Source organism: Kineococcus gypseus (assembly GCF_050871305.1).
GTDB lineage: Bacteria > Actinomycetota > Actinomycetes > Actinomycetales > Kineococcaceae > Kineococcus > Kineococcus gypseus.
Genome location: NZ_JBJLRD010000029.1, coordinates 1 through 16,810, shown reverse-complemented (window position 1 = coordinate 16,810; position 16,810 = coordinate 1). Strand labels below are relative to the sequence as shown.

The window sequence follows — 16,810 nt, the reverse complement described above, 5'->3', positions numbered from 1 at the left end:
CGCGCCCGCACCCCGGCGCGCGCCCGCCGGCGGGGCGTCCAGACTGGCTCCGTGGCGCCCTCCTCCCCTCCCCCGCCGCCGGCTCCCCTCCCGCCCGTCCCGCCCGCACCGCAGCGGTCCGGGCGCGTGGTGGGGGTGGACCTGGCGCGGGCCGTGGCCATCGCCGGGATGATGGCCGTGCACGTGCTGCCGGCCACCGCGGTCGGGGCCGCCGGGGTGCTGTACGACCTGGCCGACGGGCGCGCCTCGGGCCTGTTCGGGGTGCTCGCCGGGGTCTCGCTGGGCCTGGCGACCCGGCGCACCGCGCCGAGCGGGCAGGCCCGGGCGGCGGCGCGCACGGGGATCGCCGTGCGCGGGCTGCTGGTGGCGCTGCTGGGCCTGGTGCTGGTGAGCGCCGGCAGCCGCATCGCGATCATCCTGCCGTACTACGGGCTGGCGTTCGTGCTCGTGCTGCCGGTGCTGTGGTGGCCCGCGCGGCGCCTGGCGGTGCTGGCGGGGGCGTGGCTGGTGGCCGGCCCCCTGCTGGGGGCGTGGCTGCGCGCCGCGCTGGAGCTGGCGCCCACCTACCGCCAGCCGACCCTGCTGGACCTGCTGGCGCCGGTGGAGCTGCTGCGCACGCTGCTGCTGACGGGCTACTACCCCGTGCTGGGCTGGACGGGGTACCTGCTGCTGGGCCTGGCGGTGGCGCGCGCGGGGCTGGGCGGCGCGCGCGCGGCGCTGCGGCTGCTGGGCACCGGCCTGGTGCTGGCGGCCGGGGCGTGGCTGGCCAGCGCGCTGCTGCTGGGGCCGGGCGGCGGGCTGGCGCGGCTGGCGGCGCTGGGCGCGGCACCGGGCACGCCGGCGTGGACCTTCCACGGGACGGTGCCCACGAGCTCGCCGTGGTTCCTGGCGGTGGCCGAACCGCACTCGGGCACCCCGCTGGACCTGCTGCACACCTCGGGCACGGCGCTGCTGGTGCTGGGCGCCGCGCTGCTGCTGCCGGCGGCGGCGACGCGGTTCCTGGCCCCGCTGGCGGCGTTCGGCTCGATGCCGCTGTCGGTCTACACCGGGCACGTGCTGGCGCTGGCGGCGCGGCCGGGCGACACCGCCGGGCTGTGGGCGCTGCACGTGCTGGTCGGGGTGCTGCTGGCCGGCGCGTGGCGGGCGGCGCTGGGGCGCGGGCCGCTGGAGGGGGTCCTCTCCGGCGCCGCGCGCGGCGCGGCGGCGATGGTGGACCCGGAACCCGCCCGGCGCTGAGCGGGCGCGCACCGCCCCGCGCCGCGCCCGCGGCGGTGCTTGCAGGGCGTGCAGGCACGGTGACACGATCACCGGCGCAGACACCGTCGAGGAGGCCGGCATGTCCGAGGACCACGACACGCGCAGCACCGTGCTGCAGCGTTTCCCCACCAAGAACCTGCCGAGCCCGCAGCTGCGCGACCTGCCCCCCGGGCCGCCGCGGCTGCTGCCGGTGCTCGGCCCGGGCGTGGTGGCCGCCGGGGTGGGCCTGGCCAGCGGGGAGTTCATCCTCTACCCGTACATCGCCTCGCAGGTGGGGCTGGTGTTCGTCTGGGCCGCGCTGGTCGGCCTGGCGACGCAGTTCTTCATCAACATGGAGATCGAGCGCTACACCCTGGCCACGGGCGAGACGGCGCTGACCGGTTTCAGCCGGTTCTGGAAGCACTGGGGCCTGGTGCTGGCGCTCCTGGCCTACTTCGCCAACCTGTGGCCGGGGTGGGTGACCAGCTCGGCGACGCTGCTGACGTACCTCGTCGGCGGCAGCGTGACCCCCATCGCCATCGTCATGCTGCTGGCCATCGGGGCGATCCTGACCCTGGCGCCGGTGGTGTACACGGCCCTGGAGCGCGTGGAGACCTTCAAGGTGGTCGCCGTGCTGGCCCTCGTCGTCGTCGGCGCGACCTTCGCCATCGACGCCGGGGCGTGGGGCGACGTGCCGGACATCGTCACCCGGGCCACCGTGCCCTCGGAGCTGGGCTACGCCCTGCTGACCGGGGCGCTGGCGTTCGCCGGTGCCGGCGGCGGGCAGAACCTCTGCCAGAGCAACTGGATCCGCGACAAGGGCTTCGGCATGGGCGCGTACGTGCCGCGCATCGTCAGCCCCGTCACCGGCAAGCCGGAGGCCGCCCCCAGCACCGGGTACGCCTTCGAGCCGACCGAGCAGAACATGGCGCACTGGCGGCGCTGGTGGCGCGTGGCGAACATCGAGCAGCTCGTGACGTTCGTGCTCATCACGTTCATCACCATCACGTTCACCTCGCTGCTCGCCTACGCGACGGTGTTCGGCAACCCGGACGTGACGAACGACATCTCCTTCGTGCAGGTCGAGGGCGAGGTGCTCAAGGAGGCCGTCGGCGACTGGTTCGGCACCCTCTTCTGGGTGGTGGGCGTGATCTCGCTGTTCGCCGCGGCGCTGGGCATCGTGGACTACACCAGCCGCCTGGGCGCGGACGTGGTCCGGGTCAGCTACCTCAAGCGCACCCCGGAGAGCAAGGTCTACTTCGTCCTGGTGTGGGGCCTGGTGCTCTTCGGCTGCATCGTGCTGCTGGCCGGGCTGACCGCGCCGCTGGTGCTGCTGGTCATCTCCGCCGTCGTCGGCGGGTTCATGATGTTCATCTACTCCGGTCTGCTGCTCATGCTCAACCGGCGGGTGCTGCCCGCCGCCCTGCGCCCGCGCGGGGTGCGCATCGCGGTGCTGGTGTGGGCGGTGCTGCTGTTCGGCACCCTGTCGGTGCTGACGTTCGACCAGCAGATCGACAGGCTGCTGTCGGGCGGCTGACCGCCACCCCGGACGGGGGGTGACCGACGGGGGCGTCGCCCCGCAGCGGCCGGTGGGGGCGGCCGCCGCGGGGCGGCGCCCCCGTTCGTCGGCGGGGGACGCGGCAGGTCCCTGACGACCTCCCTGGTGCGGTGCTGCGACGTCTGGCAAGCTCGCGCCGTGGGCACGGTCAGTGACGACGTGTCACACAAGGGCTGACTCGCCCCCGCACGAGCCACCGCCGCGGGGTCCGCGACCGCCGAGCCGCTCACCGCTGAACGGTTCGCAGGACCCCGAGAGCGTCCCGAACGACGAGAGGACCCCCGAGTGAAGGCGATCCACGCCCGCCTGTCGGCGCTGGCGACCACGGCCCTGGCGGCCGCGGCTCTCGCCGGTGCGCCACCGGTCGCCAGCGCCGCCACCGGAGCGCCCCAGGGCCCCGGCCTCAAGGACGTCTACGAGGACCACTTCCTCGTCGGCACCACCATCAGCCCCGGCGACTGGACGGCGAACGGCGGTGCGAAGTGGGCGCACGTGCTCCAGCACTACAACGCCGTCACGCCGGAGAACGCCCTGAAGCCCGACAGCATCTGGAGCGGGGACCCCGCGACGGGCCGGCCGGCGGCCGACCCCACCGGGCTGGCGAACGCGGACGCCGTCGTGGCGCGGGCGAAGGAGGCCGGCCTCTACACGATCGGGCACGCGCTGGCGTGGCACAACCAGTCGCGGTACTGGCCGGCCAGGTCCGCCGACCGGAACACCCTGACCTCCGACATGATCATCCACTGGGACCACGACGAGGCCCGCTCCCAGCTCCAGCGGTACATCCAGACGATCGCCGGGCGGTACGGCGAGGGCCCGAACGCGCTGGACGCCTGGGACGTCGTCAACGAGGCCATGCGGGACAACCCGGAGAACCCCACGGACTGGCGCAACGCCCTGCGCTCCGTGGAGCAGCCGAAGTACCGGGCCGCCGCGTGGGCCGGTGCCTACGCCAAGGGCGGGAACCCGTGGGACTACGTCTACGACTCCTTCCTCTTCGCGCGCCAGGCCGACCCGGACGCGACCCTGTACTACAACGACTTCAACGACCTGGAGCTGCCGAACAAGGCGATCGCCATCGCCAGCATGGTGACGGAGCTCAACGAGAGGTACGCCCGGGAGCACCCCGAGGACGAGCAGGAGCTGATCCAGGGGATCGGCATCCAGGCGCACTACAACACCAGGCTCGACCTCGACAACCTCGAGCGGACGCTGCAGACCTACATCGCGACGGGCGTGGAGGTCTCGCTCACCGAGCTCGACATGAGCATCACGGGCACGCAGGACACGGGGACCACCGTGCCCCCCACCGCCGAGCAGCTGCAGGTGCAGGCGGACAAGTACGCCGAGCTCTTCGTGCTCCTGAAGAAGTACTCGGACCACATCGCGCGCGTGTCCTTCTGGGGGACGAGCGACACCGAGAGCTGGCGCTCGAACTACTTCCCGCTGCCGTTCTCCAGGGACGGCGACACGTGGGTCGAGAAGCCGGCCTACCGCGCCGTGGCCGACCCCGAGGGCTGGCTCGGCTTCGAGCACGAGGCCCCCGAGCTCACGTCCTTCACGTACGGCGGTGAGGTCTTCGACCTCGACCCCCAGCGCACGGAGCACGACGTCCACGTCCCCGACGACGTCTCGACCGTGGACTTCTCCGTCGAGGACGTCGCCCACGACCACGGCGACGAGCTCGACGTCGAGGTCTCGCTCGACTCGCCGGGCTGCGCCGTGGGCCCGGGCGACCCGTGCGTCGCGACGGTGACGGCGGCGTGGGAGGACGAGCCGGCCAACACCTCGACGTACACGATCAACTTCGGGCACATGCAGGCCGAGTGGGAGCAGGACGTCAACCACCCCGACACCGGCTACCGCTCCACGGTCGACGTGCGGTTCAGCGACGGCCGCAGCGACCTGACGCTGTTCCAGGAGTTCCTGCACGACGGCCGTCCCGCCTCCACGACCAGCGCGGACCACCCCGCTCCCCCGAAGCACGGCAGCGCCCGCTACACCGTCAGCACCGACGAGCCGATCGCCCAGGGCGACCTGGCGGGGACGACGGTGCGCAAGCACGTGTGGGACCAGGACTGGGCACCGCTCACCGACGCCAGGGTCACCGACCTCGACCGGCCCCAGAGCACCTGGCGAGCGGCGGGCTCCATCGAGGACGACACGACGTACCTCGTCGTGGCCGGCGACGACACCGGCCGAGCGCTGACCCACGAGGGCCTGAACCCCGTGCCGGCGGGCGAGGGCGTCAGCGAGGCGCGGCAGGGCTACTACGGCACCCCCGTCGTCGTCGAGGGTGACGCGGTCGTCGAGCCGGAGCCGGTGCAGGACAACATGCGGTGGTTGTTCAGCGAGGCCGAGAGCAGCGACCCGGGCCGCTACACGGAGGCGAACGGGTACACGGGCTTCACCATGACGAGCCTGGTCCACGGCGGCCTGATCCAACCCTTCACCGTCCACCGCGCGGAGCACCCCGACCGCGTGAACACCGACGCGCTCGTCTCGGACAGGCTGGTCGGGGACGCCAACCTCGACCGCGCGGTGTGGTTCGACACCGGGCTGGACGAGGACGGCGGGACGACGCTGTTCACGCACAGCGCCGACACCGACGAGACGTACGCGCTGCACGGCTCCAGCGCCGGCTTCGTCGCGGAGGGCGGCCGAGGCGACCTGGCCGAGTACGCCGACGCCAGCCGCGTCAGGCTGTACGAGAACGTGGTGGACCGGACGTTCGAGGAGACCGACAGCCTCGGCGTCGGCATCGAGCCCGGTGCCGCCGACCGCGTGGTCGACGGATCGGGCGTGCACCACGAGCTGCCCGTCGCGGCGGACGTGCCGGACGGTCGCCGGGCGGTCCTGCTCAGCGACGGCGACACGGTGGCGACGGCGACCTTCGCCGGCGGCCGCGCGATGCTGCGGGTCGACGAGGGCGACGTCGAGCCCGGCGCCCGCCTCGTGGTCGTCGTCCTGGGCGGCGCCGAGGTGCTGGGGGCCACCCCGCTCCCGGAGGGCCTGATCGTCGTGCCGGTGACGGTCGAGGCGACCTCCCGCGGGGTCGTCGACCCCCGGAGCAGGGGCACCGTGGAGGTCACCCTGCTGTCCCAGAGCGGGTTCGACCCGGTCCGGGACGTCGACGTGGACACCCTGCGCGTGGGCGTCGAGGGCACCGAGGACTCCGTGGCCGGGTGCAGGGCCGGCCGGGACGCCGACGCCGACGGCGTGGCGGACCTCGACTGCGCCGTCCGCGTCCGGCTGACCGGCGTGGCGCTCGGCGGCACGCGGCTGCTGGTCACCGGCTCCACGGTGGACGGCACCGCGCTCGAGGCCGCGGTGGCGATCCGCACCGCGCCGGGGCACCGCGGTGGCCGGCCCGGCGGCTGGCCCCGCGGCTGACCTCCCCGGGCCCCGACGGCCCGGCTGCGCGCGCGAGCCCCGCACCGTCCACGGTGCGGGGCTCGCCGCCGTCGCGGGACCCCCGGGCGGGCACCCTCAGGCGGGCACGAGGAACGCGCGGGCCGGGGCGCCGTCGGCGCCGGGCAGCAGCAGCGGCAGGCACGTGAACCCGTAGCGCCCCGGGGCGACGCGGCGCAGGTCCAGCGCCTCGACGACCACGACCCCCGCCCGCAGCAGCTCCTCGTGGGCTGGGGCGGGGTCGTCGAACGGCGCGATGGACAGGTAGTCGATGCCGACGAGCCGCACCCCGCGCGCGACGAGCGCGGCCGCGCCGTCGCCGGTCAGCGCCGGGAAGTCCTCGCTGAAGACCGGGCCGTCCCACAGGGCGCCGCCGCGGGTGCGCAGCAGCACCCGCCCGGTGCCCTCGGCGAACTCCAGGGCACGCACCGCGGCGGCGTCCAGGTGCCCCTCGGGACCGGTGGCGTCGACGACCTCGCAGGGGCCGGTGAGCACCTCCAGCGGCACCGCCTCGATGCCGCCGGCGCCGGGCAGGAAGTGCACGGGGGCGTCGACGTGGGTGCCGCAGTGCGCCGAGCACGACAGCCGGGAGACGTTCGCGCCCTGACCCGCCAACGTCTGGTGGCGCTCGACGACCAGCTCGGTGTCCCCCGGGTACAGCGGCACGCGGCCGGGCACGAGGGGGACGGTCACGTCGATCGGGGTGCGCTCCACGTGCGGCCTCCTCGGCGGCGGCGTCCTCGGCAACGGCGTCCTCGGCGGCGGCGCGGTTCGGCGCGCCCCGCCGCGGGTAAGCCTCCCGCATGGCTGAGGAGGAGGGGACGTCGGGGACGCCCGACCCCGGCGACCTGCCGAGCACGATCGCGCGCTCGGACGAGAAGGCGCAGCGCACCTACGCGAAGACGCTCGAGCACGCCGAGGAGGAGTACGGCGACGGCGAGCGCGCGCACCGGACGGCGTTCGCGGCGTTGAAGCACACCCACGAGAAGGTCGGCGACCACTGGGAGCCCAAGGGCCGCAAGGGTCCCTCCGACGCGCAGGCCGAGGGCGGGCGCGACACCGACCGGCCCACCGCCGGCGGGGTGGACGCCAACGCGACCAAGGAGCACCTCATGGACGTCGCGAAGCGGCTGGACGTGCCCGGCCGCTCCTCGATGAGCAAGGACGAGCTGGTCTCCGCGATCCAGAGGGCCAACGACCGCGCCACGCGCCGAGCCCGCGAGCAGGGCTGAGCCGCCGTCCCGCGGGCCCGGCCGCACGGCGGGCCGGGCGCGCGGGACGGCGCGCCCTCAGACGACGACGTCGACCGTGTAGTCGGTGTCGTCGAAACCCAGCCGGCCCAGCGCCTCGACGACCTCCGCGCGCGCCACCCGCTCGGTCTCGGCGTCGTCCCCGGCGGTGACGTGCAGGTGGGCGGTGAAGCCGGAGCCGTCGTCGGCGCGGGTCACCGGGCCCGCCGGGTCGGCGGTGGTGGCCAGGTCCGGCAGCGACTCGCGCAGCCGCTCCAGCAGGTCGGCGGAACGCTCACGGTCCTCCGGACGCACGAGGGAGATGTCCACGGTGGCGGGTCGCACGCTCATGGCCCCACCGTGCCGCACCCGCCCGCCGGGCGCGCGCCGGGAACGCCGCACCGGCCCCGCCCGTCGACCACGGTGGGGGCCGGCCGGCGGCCCGGGGACGGGGGACGAGATGGGCTTGCGCAACCTCGCGGCGCGCTTCGGCGCGGGCGCGGCGTCGGTGGACACGCAGCTCGAGCGCGACGTGGCCCAGCCGGGCGGCCCGGTGGGCGGGCGCGTCGTCGTGGTCGGCGGGTCGGTGGCGCAGGACGTCGAGGAGGTCGTCGTGGCGCTGCAGGCCCGGGTGGAGGTGGAGAGCGGCGACTCCGAGTGGCGCGAGGACGTCGTCTTCGCGCGGGCGCGCGTGGGCGCGGGTTTCACCACCGCGCCGGGCGAGCGCACCGAGCTGCCGTTCTCCCTGCTGCTGCCCTGGCAGACGCCGGTGACGGCGATCGGCGGCTGGCGCCTGCGCGGCGTGCACGTCGGGGTGGTGACGAAGCTGGTGATCGCCGGGGCGGTGGACCCCGGGAACCTCGACGCGCTGACCGTGGTGCCGCTGCCGGTGCAGCAGGCCGTGGTGGACGCCCTGGGCTCGCTGGGCTGGCGCTTCACGCACGCCGACGTGGAGAAGGGCCGCGTGCGCGGCTCCGACCTGCCCTTCTACCAGGAGCTGGAGTTCGCCCCGCCGCCCGGCACCCGGCGCGTGAACGAGCTGGAGGTCACCTTCCTCACCGACGCGCGGGGCGTGGACGTGGTGCTGGAGGCGGACCGGCGCGGCGGGCTGCTGAGCGAGGGGCGCGACGTCGTCACCCGGCTGCGCCTGGGCCACGGCGACACCGACCGGGCGCGCGTGGCGGCGGCGCTGGAGGGGGCCGTGCGCGAGCTGGGCTCCCGGCGCGGCTGGGGCTGGTGACGGGACCGGCGACGGGGCCGGCCACGACCCCGTGAGCGCGACGGCCGGCGCGCGACGCGGGGTCGCGGGCCGGCCGTCGCCGGGGCGGTGCGCCCTCAGGCGGTGACGACCACCGGGACGATCATGGGGCGGCGGCGGTGCTTCTGGCTGACCCAGGAGCCCACGGTGCGCCGCACGATCTGCTGCAGCTGGTGGGTGTCGACGGGCCCGGTGGAGGCCTCGTTGAGCGCCGCCTCCACCTTCGAGCGGATCCCGGCGAAGCGGTCGTCGCCGTCGCCGATGAAGCCGCGCGCGTTGAACTCCGGGCCGGAGACGACCTTGCCGGTCACGGAGTCCACGGCGACGAAGATGGAGATGAAGCCCTCCTCGCCGAGGATGCGGCGGTCCTTCAGGTCGGCCTCGGTGATCTCCCCGACGCTGGAGCCGTCGACGTAGACGTAGCCCACCGGCACCGCGCCGGTGATGCTGGCGCGCCCCTCGACGAGGTCGACGACGACGCCGTCCTCGGCGATGACGACGCGCTCGCGCGGCACGCCCGTCCTGACCGCCAGCTCGGCGTTGGCGACGAGGTGGCGGTACTCGCCGTGCACCGGCATGACGTTGCGCGGCTTGAGGATGTTGTAGCAGTAGAGCAGCTCGCCGGCACTGGCGTGGCCGGAGACGTGGATCTTCGCGCTCTGCTGGTGCACGACCGTGGCGCCCAGGCGGGTCAGGCCGTTGATGACGCGGAAGACGGCGTTCTCGTTGCCCGGGATGAGCGAGCTGGCCATGACGATGGTGTCGCCGGCGCTGATGGAGATGCGGTGGTCGCGGTTGGCCATGCGCGAGAGCGCCGCCATGGGCTCGCCCTGAGAGCCGGTGCACATGAGGACCACGCGGTCGTCGGGCAGGTCGTCGACCTGCTTGAGGTCGATGAGCACGCCCGGGGGCACGTGCAGGTAGCCCAGGTCGGCGGCGATGCCCATGTTGCGCACCATCGAGCGGCCCACGAACGCCACCCGCCGCCCGTGGGCGTCGGCGGCGTTGAGCACCTGCTGCACGCGGTGCACGTGGCTGGAGAACGACGCCACGACGATGCGCCGCTCGGCCCGGCCGAAGAGCTGCTCCAGCACCGGGCCGATGTCGCGCTCGGGGGCGGTGAACCCGGGCACCTCGGCGTTGGTGGAGTCCACGCAGAACAGGTCCACGCCCTCGTCGCCCAGGCGGGCGAAGGCGTTGAGGTCGGTGATGCGCCCGTCCAGCGGGAGCTGGTCCATCTTGAAGTCGCCGGTGTGCAGCACCAGGCCGGCGTCGGTGCGGACGGCCACGGCCAGCGCGTCGGGGATGGAGTGGTTCACCGCGACGAACTCGCAGGAGAACGGCCCCAGCTGCTCGGTCTGCCCCTCCTTCACGCCCAGCGTGTAGGGGCGGATGCGGTGCTCCTTGAGCTTGGCCTCCACCAGGGCGAGGGTCAGCTGCGAGCCCACGAGCGGGATGTCCGGGCGCCGGCGCAGCAGGTACGGCACGGCCCCGATGTGGTCCTCGTGGCCGTGGGTGAGCACGAGCGCGACGACGTCGTCGAGGCGGTCGGCGATGTGGCTGAAGTCCGGCAGGATGAGGTCGACGCCGGGCTGGTGCTCCTCGGGGAAGAGCACGCCGCAGTCGACGACCAGCAGCTTGCCGCGGTGCTCGAACACCGTCATGTTGCGCCCGACCTCGCCCAGCCCGCCGAGGCCGACGACGCGCAGGGCGCCGTCGGGCAGCGGCGGCGGGGCGGACAGCTCGGGGTGGGGGTGGCTCATGCGGCTCCTCCTGCGACCGGGGCGGTCGCGACCGTGGGGTGGGTGGACCAGGCGTCCTCGGGGCCGGGCAGCAGCCCGGCGGCGGCGAGGTCCGCGGCGATCGCGGCGACCTCCTCGCCGGTGGCCTCCAGCAGCGGTGCGCGCACCGCGCGGCGCGGCAGCGCGCCGGTCAGCTCCAGGGCGGCCTTGACGGCGACGACCCCCTGGGTGCGCGTCATGATCCCGCGCACGGCGGGCAGCAGGCGGGTGTGCAGCGCGCGGGCGGCGGGCAGGTCCCCGGCGTCCACGGCGCGCACCATCGCCGCGTACCGCTCGCCGGCGACGTGGGCGACGACGCTGACGACGCCGGCGGCGCCGTGCGCCAGCAGCGCGAGGTTGAGCGCGTCCTCGCCGGAGTAGTAGGCCAGGTCGGTGCGGGCCATGACCCAGGAGGTGGCCGACAGGTCGCCCTTGGCGTCCTTGACCGCCACGACGCGGTCGTGCTCGGCCAGGCGCACCAGGGTCTCGGTCTCGATCGGCACGCCCGAGCGGCCCGGGATGTCGTAGAGCATCACCGGCAGGGCGGTGGCGTCCGCGACGGCGCGGAAGTGGTGCGCCAGCGCCGCCTGCGGCGGCTTGGAGTAGTAGGGGGTGACGACCAGCAGCCCGTGGGCGCCGGCCTTCTCCGCGGCCTGCGCCAGCTCGACGCTGTGCGCGGTGTCGTTGGTGCCCACGCCGGCCAGCACGTGCGCGCGCTCGCCCACTGCCTCCAGGACGGCGCGCAGCAGGCGGTCCTTCTCGGCGTCGGAGGTGGTCGGCGACTCCCCCGTCGTGCCGCTGACGACGAGCCCGTCGTGCCCCTGCGCCAGCAGCCGCTCGGCCAGCGCCGCCGCGCCGTCGACGTCCACGGCGCCGGAGGCGGTGAAGGGCGTGACCATCGCGGAGAGCACCGCTCCGAACGGGCGGGAGGGCTGCGCGGCCGTGGCGGGGGGCATGCCCCGAGGTTACCGCCGAGCACCGACGACCCGGCGCGCACGTGCGAGGACCCGGTCGCTGCCCGCTCGGGGGTCCGGGCAGCGACCGGGTCCGGGGGTGTCATCGGCGCCCGGCGCCGGGGCGTTACACGCCGCCGGGCACGCCACCGGGCACGCCACCGGGCACTCCCCCGCCCGCCCCGGCCGGCGCGTCCTCGCGCAGCACCTCCACGCGCACGCCGCCGTCCACGGCGCGGGCGCGCACGTCGCTGAGCAGCGCCACGACGGCGTCGGCCTCCAGCGGGCCGGTGGGGTGGGTGGTGCGCACCGCGAGGGTGGCGCAGCCGGCGGCGCGGGCGGCGGCCAGGCCGGCGGGGGCGTCCTCGACGACCAGGCAGTCGGCCGGGTCCACGCCCAGGCGGCGCGCGCCCAGCAGGAAGCACTCCGGGTCCGGCTTGCCGCGCGCGACGTCGTCGTAGGTGACCAGGGCCGGCGGCTCGGGCAGGCCGGCCGCGCCGCGGCGCGCGTCGGCCAACGCGCTGCCGCAGGAGGTCACCACCGCCCAGCGGCCGGCGGGCAGGGCGGCCAGCAGCTCGGGCACGCCGGGCAGCTGCACGACGTCGGCGACGTCGGCCACCTCCAGCTCTCCGATGCGCGCGGCGGCGAGCTCGGCGCGCTCGGCGCCGACGAGGTCGCGCACGATCTCCGGGGCGGGGCGCCCGTGGCCGCGCACGGCCGCCAGCTCCTCGCCGGTGACCCCGTGCTCCAGGGCCCAGGCGGTCCAGCTGCGCGCGATGGCGGCCGTGGAGTCCACGAGGGTGCCGTCCATGTCGAGCAGGACGGCGGCGAAGGTGCGGTCGGGCAGGCTCACCGTCGCACCCTACGAGCCCGCGCGCAGCGGTGCCCGGCTGCCCCGTCCGGGTGGACGCGCGCGGGTGCGGGCCCCGGCGGCCCCCGCGGCGCGGGCGGGCGTGCCAGTCTGGGCGCCGACCGGACGGAGCCTGGGGGGGACCATGTCGCAGGGAGCGGTGAGCGCGACGAGCACGGCGGGTGCGGGGAGGGCGGCGGGCGCGGGGGGCGCGGGCGCGGCGGTGGCGGTGCTGGACGGGTCGGCGCGGGGGGTGGCGCCGTCGTGGCCGGGGGGCACGCACGAGCTGCGCGCCTCCATCGCCACGGTGTGCCTGGCCGGCACGCTGGACGAGAAGCTACGCGCGGTGGCCGCGGCCGGCTTCGACGCCGTGGAGGTCTTCGAGCCGGACCTGCTGGCCAGCCCGGAGAGCCCGGCGGCGCTGCGCCGGCGGGTGGAGGACCTGGGGCTGTCGGTCTCGCTGTTCCAGCCGTTCCGGGACGTCGACGACGTCGACCCGGCGGTCGTGGCCCGCAACGCGCACCGGCTGCACCGCAAGTGCGAGCTGGCGCTGGAGCTGGGGACCGACCTGGTCCTGGTGTGCTCGGCGGTGCACCCGGGCGCGGTGCGCGACGACGGGCTGCTGGCCGCGCAGCTGCACGCGGCCGCTGAGGTGGCCGCCTCGCACGGGGTGCGCCTGGCCTACGAGGCGCTGGCGTGGGGCGCGCACGTGTCCGACTACCGGCACGCCGCCCGCCTGGTCAGCGCGGCCGACCACCCGGCGCTGGGCAACTGCCTGGACTCCTTCCACGTGCTCTCGCGCGGGGACGACCCCTCGGACATCGCCTCCCTGCCGGCCGGGAAGGTGTTCTTCTACCAGATCGCCGACGCGCCGCGGCTGTCGATGGACGTGCTGCCGCTGAGCCGGCACCACCGCTGCTTCCCGGGCCAGGGCGAGTTCGACCTCGAGCGCTTCCACGCCGCCGTCGTCTCCAGCGGCTACCGCGGCCCGGTCTCGCTGGAGGTCTTCAACGACCTGGCCCGGCAGGCGGACCCGGTGGCGACGGCGGTGGACGCGATGCGCTCGCTGCGCTACCTGCGCGACCGCACCTTCCGGCACCGCCCCGCGCTGCCGCCGGCCTCGCCGTCGCCGTCGCTGCCGCAGCCGCCGGCGGTGCGCTCGTGGGCGTTCACCGAGGTCTCCGCCTCCCCCTCGGCCGCCGGCGCCGTGGAGCGGCTGCTGGCGCAGCTGGGTTTCACCCGCACCGGCGAGCACCGCAGCGGGCCGGTGGAGCTGTGGTCCAACGACGACGTGCGCGTGGTGCTCAACCGGCGCCGCGAGGACGTGCGCGCGCAGATCTCCGCCCTGGGGCTGGCGACCACGCAGGCGCAGGCGCTGCACGAGCGCGCCCGCACCCTGCTGGCGCCCGTGGTCAACCGCGCGGTGGGCCCGGGCGAGGCGGAGATCCCCTCGGTGGTGGCCCCGGACGGCACGTGGGTGCAGTTCTGCGAGGACGCCCCCGGCGCCTCGAACGGGACCGGCGCGTCGAACGGGACCGGCGGGTCCGGGGCGGTCGCCGGCGGCTGGCTGGCCGACTTCACGCCCAGCGCCCCGGCGGGCCCGGCGCCGGAGCCGGTGCCGCTGACGGGCGTGGACCACGTCGCGCTGCCGCAGCGCTTCGCGGGGTTCGACGCGGCCACCCTGTTCCTGGCCGCGGTGCTGGGCCTGGAGCCGGGCCCGACGACGGTGGTGCCCGGACCGGCGGGGCTGGTGCGCAGCCGGGCGCTGACCTCCCCGGGCGAGGAGGTGCGCATCGCGCTGAACGTGGCACCGACGTCGGCGATGCTGCGCGGGCGCCCGCTGGGCGCCGGGCACGTCGCCTTCGCGACCCCGGACGCGCTGGCGGCCGCGCGCGCCTTCCGCCGCAACGGCGGCGAGCCGCTGCCCGTGCCGGGCAACTACTACGACGACCTCGAGGCGCGCTACGCGCTCGAGGACGGCGTCCTGGAGCAGCTGCGCGAGCACCACGTGATGTACGACCGCGACGAGGACGGCGAGCTGCTGCACTTCTTCACGCGGGCCCCGAGCAGGGAGTTCTTCATCGAGGTGCTCCAGCGCATCGGCGGCTACCGCGGCTACGGGGCGGTCAACACCCCGGTGCGGCTGGCGGCGCAGAGCGCGCCGGCGGCGGCGCGCCCGGGCGGACCGGCCGACTCCTGAGCACGGCCCCGGGCCCGGCCCCGGGCGCCGTGCGCGGTGGCGCTCAGGGCAGCAGCACCACGCGCCCGCACCGGCCGGGCCGCTCGGCCTCGACGGCCGCGGCGCGCGCGTCCGCCAGCGGGTAGGCGCCGGCGATCGGCACGCTCAGCCGGCCCGTGGCCACCAGGGCGGCCAGCTCGGCGAGCACCTCCGCGCGGCGGGCCGGCGCCGGGGCCGGGGGCCCGCCGAACTCCACGGCCGCCTCCACCTCCACCGTGGACACCGCGCGCGGCGGCGCCACGCCCAGCGCGGCGGCCAGCGGCGCCAGGTCGGCGCCGGCGGTCTCGAGCAGGACGTCGGCGCGCCCGGCGCGCGCGAGCACCCGGCGGGCCAGCTCGCCGGGGTCGGCGGCCGGCGCGACGGCGTCGCAGCCGTGCGCGTGCAGCCAGTCGTGGTGCTCGGGGGCCGCCACGCCCACCACCGCCGCCCCGCACAGGCGCGCCAGCTGCACCAGCAGGGACCCGACGTCGCTGGTGGCGCCGTGCACGACGGCCACGTCGCCGTCGCGCACCCCGCTGGCGCACACGCACGCGTGCGCGGTCACCCCGGCCACGTACAGCGCCCCGGCGGCCTGCCACGGCAGCCCGGCGGGCTTGCGCACGAGGTGCGCGGCGGGCACGAGGACCGCCTCGGCGTGCGCGTCGCGGCGCGCGCTCCAGCCGAGGACCTCCTCGCCCACGGCGAACCCGCAGCCGGGCGCGGCGGCGGTGACCACGCCGGCGAACTCGGCGCCCTCGGAGCCGGGGAAGGCGGTGGGGTACAGCTCGGCCAGGGCGCCCTCGCGCGCGGCGGAGCCCACGATGCTCACGCCCGCCGCGCGCACGGTCACGCGCACCTGCCCCGGGCCGGGCTCGGGCGCGGGCACGTCCACCACGCTCAGCACGTCGGGACCGCCGAACCGCTCGAAGCGCACCGCCCTGGTCACCGCGACCCCTCCCCCGTGGACCCGTCCACGCAGCGCGCCCGGCCGGGCGGCAGGGCGAGGTTGTCGCGGATCCCGGTGCCGGGCAAGCCCTGCGCCCCCGCACGTCGGGTTGCTGCCGGGGTGCCGCCCGACGGGCGCTCCCCTAGGGTCGCCAGCGCCGGGCCGGGTCCCGGCGCGCACCGCTGGCAGCACGGGCACGCGGGCACGCGGGCACGCGGTCCGCGCGTCGCGGGTGCGCGGGGGCGGCGGGGCGGACGGTCCGAGCGGCGAGCACGGAGGAACGCATGCGCATCGGGTACAAGCTGGCGACCGAGGCCTTCGACCCGAAGGAGGTCATCCGGCAGGCCGTCGAGGCGGAGCGGGCCGGCTACGACTTCGTGGAGATGAGCGACCACTACCACCCCTGGCTGGACGTGCAGGGGCACTCCGGCTTCACGTGGAGCCTGCTGGCGGCCATCGCCGCCAAGACCGAGCGCATCGGCCTGGTCACCGGGGTGACGTGCCCGTCGGTGCGCTACCACCCGGCGATCATCGCGCAGGCCGCCGCGACGATGGCGATCATCTCCGACGGGCGCTTCACGCTGGGCGTGGGCGCCGGCGAGCGCCTCAACGAGCACGTGGTCGGCCGCGGCTTCCCCGGCGTGGCCGAGCGCCACGAGCGCTTCCGCGAGGCGCTGGAGATCATCCGCCTGCTCTGGAGCGGCGGGTACCGCACGTACGAGGGCAAGCACCTGCGGCTGGAGGACGCGCGGGTGTTCGACCTGCCCGAGGAGCTGCCCGTCATCGCCGTGGCGGCCAGCGGCCCGGCGTCGGCGCGCATCGCCGCCGAGCTCGGCGACGGGCTCTTCGCCACCGAGCCCAAGGGCGGCATGGTGGCCACCTGGAAGCAGCACGGCGGCAGCGGCCCGGCCTACGCCGAGGTGCCGATGGCCTGGGCGCCCGACGAGGAGTCGGCGGTCGCGGCCGTGCTGGAGAAGAGCCGCTGGGCGGTCACCGGCTGGAAGGTGATGGCGGAGCTGCCGAACCCGGTGAACTTCGACGCGGCCACGCGGACGGTGACGGCGCAGGACGTCACCGCCCAGTTCGCCGTGGGCCCCGACCCGGCGGGGTACCTGCGCAACGCGCAGCAGTACGTCGACGCCGGCTTCGACCACCTCGTCACCCAGAACGCGGGCCCCGACCCCGACGGGTTCCTGGGGTTCTTCGCCGACGAGCTCGCCGCACCGCTGCGGGCGCTGACGCCGTCCTCCTGACGGCGCGCCCGCTGCCGGGCCCGGTGGCGGACGCGGGGGCGGGGGGGGGGGGGGGGGGGGGGGGGGGGGGGGGGGGGGGGGGGGGGGGGGGGGGGGGGGGGGGGGGGCGGGGGGGGG

Annotated in this window: 13 protein-coding genes; 7 read left to right on the top strand and 6 right to left on the bottom strand. The window is 76.1% G+C overall.

Annotated elements, in window-relative coordinates; all coding sequences use genetic code 11:
• Positions 1 to 126 precede the first annotated feature (126 nt).
• From ACRYMN_RS12425 to ACRYMN_RS12415, 3 genes are all read left to right on the top strand, one after another.
• Positions 127 to 1,236 (top strand): heparan-alpha-glucosaminide N-acetyltransferase domain-containing protein, encoded by a 1,110-nt coding sequence (locus ACRYMN_RS12425; protein ID WP_432495471.1) that lies wholly within the window; start codon positions 127 to 129, stop codon positions 1,234 to 1,236.
• A gap of 100 nt (positions 1,237 to 1,336) precedes the next feature.
• Positions 1,337 to 2,773 (top strand): Nramp family divalent metal transporter, encoded by a 1,437-nt coding sequence (locus tag ACRYMN_RS12420; RefSeq protein ID WP_432495469.1) that lies wholly within the window; start codon positions 1,337 to 1,339, stop codon positions 2,771 to 2,773.
• 306 nt (positions 2,774 to 3,079) lie between these two features.
• Positions 3,080 to 6,187, top strand: a complete 3,108-nt coding sequence (locus ACRYMN_RS12415) for an endo-1,4-beta-xylanase (protein ID WP_432495467.1) — start codon at positions 3,080 to 3,082, stop codon at positions 6,185 to 6,187.
• A 96-nt stretch (positions 6,188 to 6,283) separates the two neighbouring features.
• On the opposite strand, the gene ACRYMN_RS12410 is transcribed toward ACRYMN_RS12415, so the two are convergent.
• Complete coding sequence (locus ACRYMN_RS12410; RefSeq protein ID WP_432495465.1) at positions 6,284 to 6,919, bottom strand: cyclase family protein; 636 nt, start codon at positions 6,917 to 6,919, stop codon at positions 6,284 to 6,286.
• 89 nt (positions 6,920 to 7,008) lie between these two features.
• Here ACRYMN_RS12410 and ACRYMN_RS12405 point away from each other — a divergent pair, with 89 nt between their 5' ends.
• Entirely contained in the window at positions 7,009 to 7,437 is a 429-nt protein-coding gene (locus ACRYMN_RS12405; RefSeq protein ID WP_432495463.1) for a ChaB family protein, read from the top strand.
• Between the two features lie 57 nt (positions 7,438 to 7,494).
• Here ACRYMN_RS12405 and ACRYMN_RS12400 read toward each other — a convergent pair whose 3' ends face one another.
• The gene (locus ACRYMN_RS12400; protein WP_432495461.1) at positions 7,495 to 7,785 is read right to left on the bottom strand and encodes a hypothetical protein; all 291 of its coding nucleotides are present in this window, start codon (positions 7,783 to 7,785) and stop codon (positions 7,495 to 7,497) included.
• Between the two features lie 109 nt (positions 7,786 to 7,894).
• Here ACRYMN_RS12400 and ACRYMN_RS12395 point away from each other — a divergent pair, with 109 nt between their 5' ends.
• Positions 7,895 to 8,674, top strand: coding sequence for a sporulation protein (locus tag ACRYMN_RS12395; protein WP_432495459.1), 780 nt, complete (start codon positions 7,895 to 7,897; stop codon positions 8,672 to 8,674).
• A gap of 95 nt (positions 8,675 to 8,769) precedes the next feature.
• Here the strand turns inward: ACRYMN_RS12395 and ACRYMN_RS12390 are convergent, their stop codons facing one another.
• The 3 genes from ACRYMN_RS12390 to ACRYMN_RS12380 all read right to left on the bottom strand — a co-directional run bounded on the left by ACRYMN_RS12390 (position 8,770) and on the right by ACRYMN_RS12380 (position 12,279).
• Positions 8,770 to 10,455 (bottom strand): ribonuclease J, encoded by a 1,686-nt coding sequence (locus tag ACRYMN_RS12390; protein WP_432495457.1) that lies wholly within the window; start codon positions 10,453 to 10,455, stop codon positions 8,770 to 8,772.
• Positions 10,452 to 11,429, bottom strand: coding sequence for a 4-hydroxy-tetrahydrodipicolinate synthase (dapA, locus tag ACRYMN_RS12385; RefSeq protein ID WP_432495455.1), 978 nt, complete (start codon positions 11,427 to 11,429; stop codon positions 10,452 to 10,454). Before dapA ends, ACRYMN_RS12390 begins: the two co-directional genes overlap by 4 nt.
• A gap of 124 nt (positions 11,430 to 11,553) precedes the next feature.
• Complete coding sequence (locus ACRYMN_RS12380) at positions 11,554 to 12,279, bottom strand: HAD-IA family hydrolase (protein WP_432495453.1); 726 nt, start codon at positions 12,277 to 12,279, stop codon at positions 11,554 to 11,556.
• Between the two features lie 157 nt (positions 12,280 to 12,436).
• Between ACRYMN_RS12380 and ACRYMN_RS12375 the strand changes: the two genes are divergently transcribed.
• A complete protein-coding gene (locus tag ACRYMN_RS12375; RefSeq protein WP_432495451.1) occupies positions 12,437 to 14,476 on the top strand; it encodes a sugar phosphate isomerase/epimerase and 4-hydroxyphenylpyruvate domain-containing protein in 2,040 nt (679 codons plus the stop codon).
• Positions 14,477 to 14,519: 43 nt separating this feature from the next.
• On the opposite strand, the gene ACRYMN_RS12370 is transcribed toward ACRYMN_RS12375, so the two are convergent.
• Positions 14,520 to 15,440 carry a zinc-binding dehydrogenase gene (locus ACRYMN_RS12370; RefSeq protein WP_432495449.1) on the bottom strand — a complete coding sequence of 307 codons (921 nt, stop codon included), beginning with the start codon at positions 15,438 to 15,440 and terminating at the stop codon, positions 14,520 to 14,522.
• Positions 15,441 to 15,724: 284 nt separating this feature from the next.
• Between ACRYMN_RS12370 and ACRYMN_RS12365 the strand changes: the two genes are divergently transcribed.
• Entirely contained in the window at positions 15,725 to 16,693 is a 969-nt protein-coding gene (locus ACRYMN_RS12365) for a TIGR03557 family F420-dependent LLM class oxidoreductase (protein WP_432495447.1), read from the top strand.
• Positions 16,694 to 16,810 lie beyond the last annotated feature (117 nt).

Excerpts from the sequence above, each read along its gene's own strand:
- ACRYMN_RS12420 (WP_432495469.1), top strand. The coding sequence starts at position 1,337 with ATGTCCGAGGACCACGACACGCGCAGCACCGTGCTGCAGCGTTTCCCC.
- ACRYMN_RS12405 (WP_432495463.1), top strand. The coding sequence starts at position 7,009 with ATGGCTGAGGAGGAGGGGACGTCGGGGACGCCCGACCCCGGCGACCTG.
- ACRYMN_RS12400 (WP_432495461.1), bottom strand. The coding sequence starts at position 7,785 with ATGAGCGTGCGACCCGCCACCGTGGACATCTCCCTCGTGCGTCCGGAG.
- ACRYMN_RS12395 (WP_432495459.1), top strand. The coding sequence starts at position 7,895 with ATGGGCTTGCGCAACCTCGCGGCGCGCTTCGGCGCGGGCGCGGCGTCG.
- ACRYMN_RS12390 (WP_432495457.1), bottom strand. The coding sequence starts at position 10,455 with ATGAGCCACCCCCACCCCGAGCTGTCCGCCCCGCCGCCGCTGCCCGAC.
- dapA (WP_432495455.1), bottom strand. The coding sequence starts at position 11,429 with ATGCCCCCCGCCACGGCCGCGCAGCCCTCCCGCCCGTTCGGAGCGGTG.
- ACRYMN_RS12365 (WP_432495447.1), top strand. The coding sequence starts at position 15,725 with ATGCGCATCGGGTACAAGCTGGCGACCGAGGCCTTCGACCCGAAGGAG.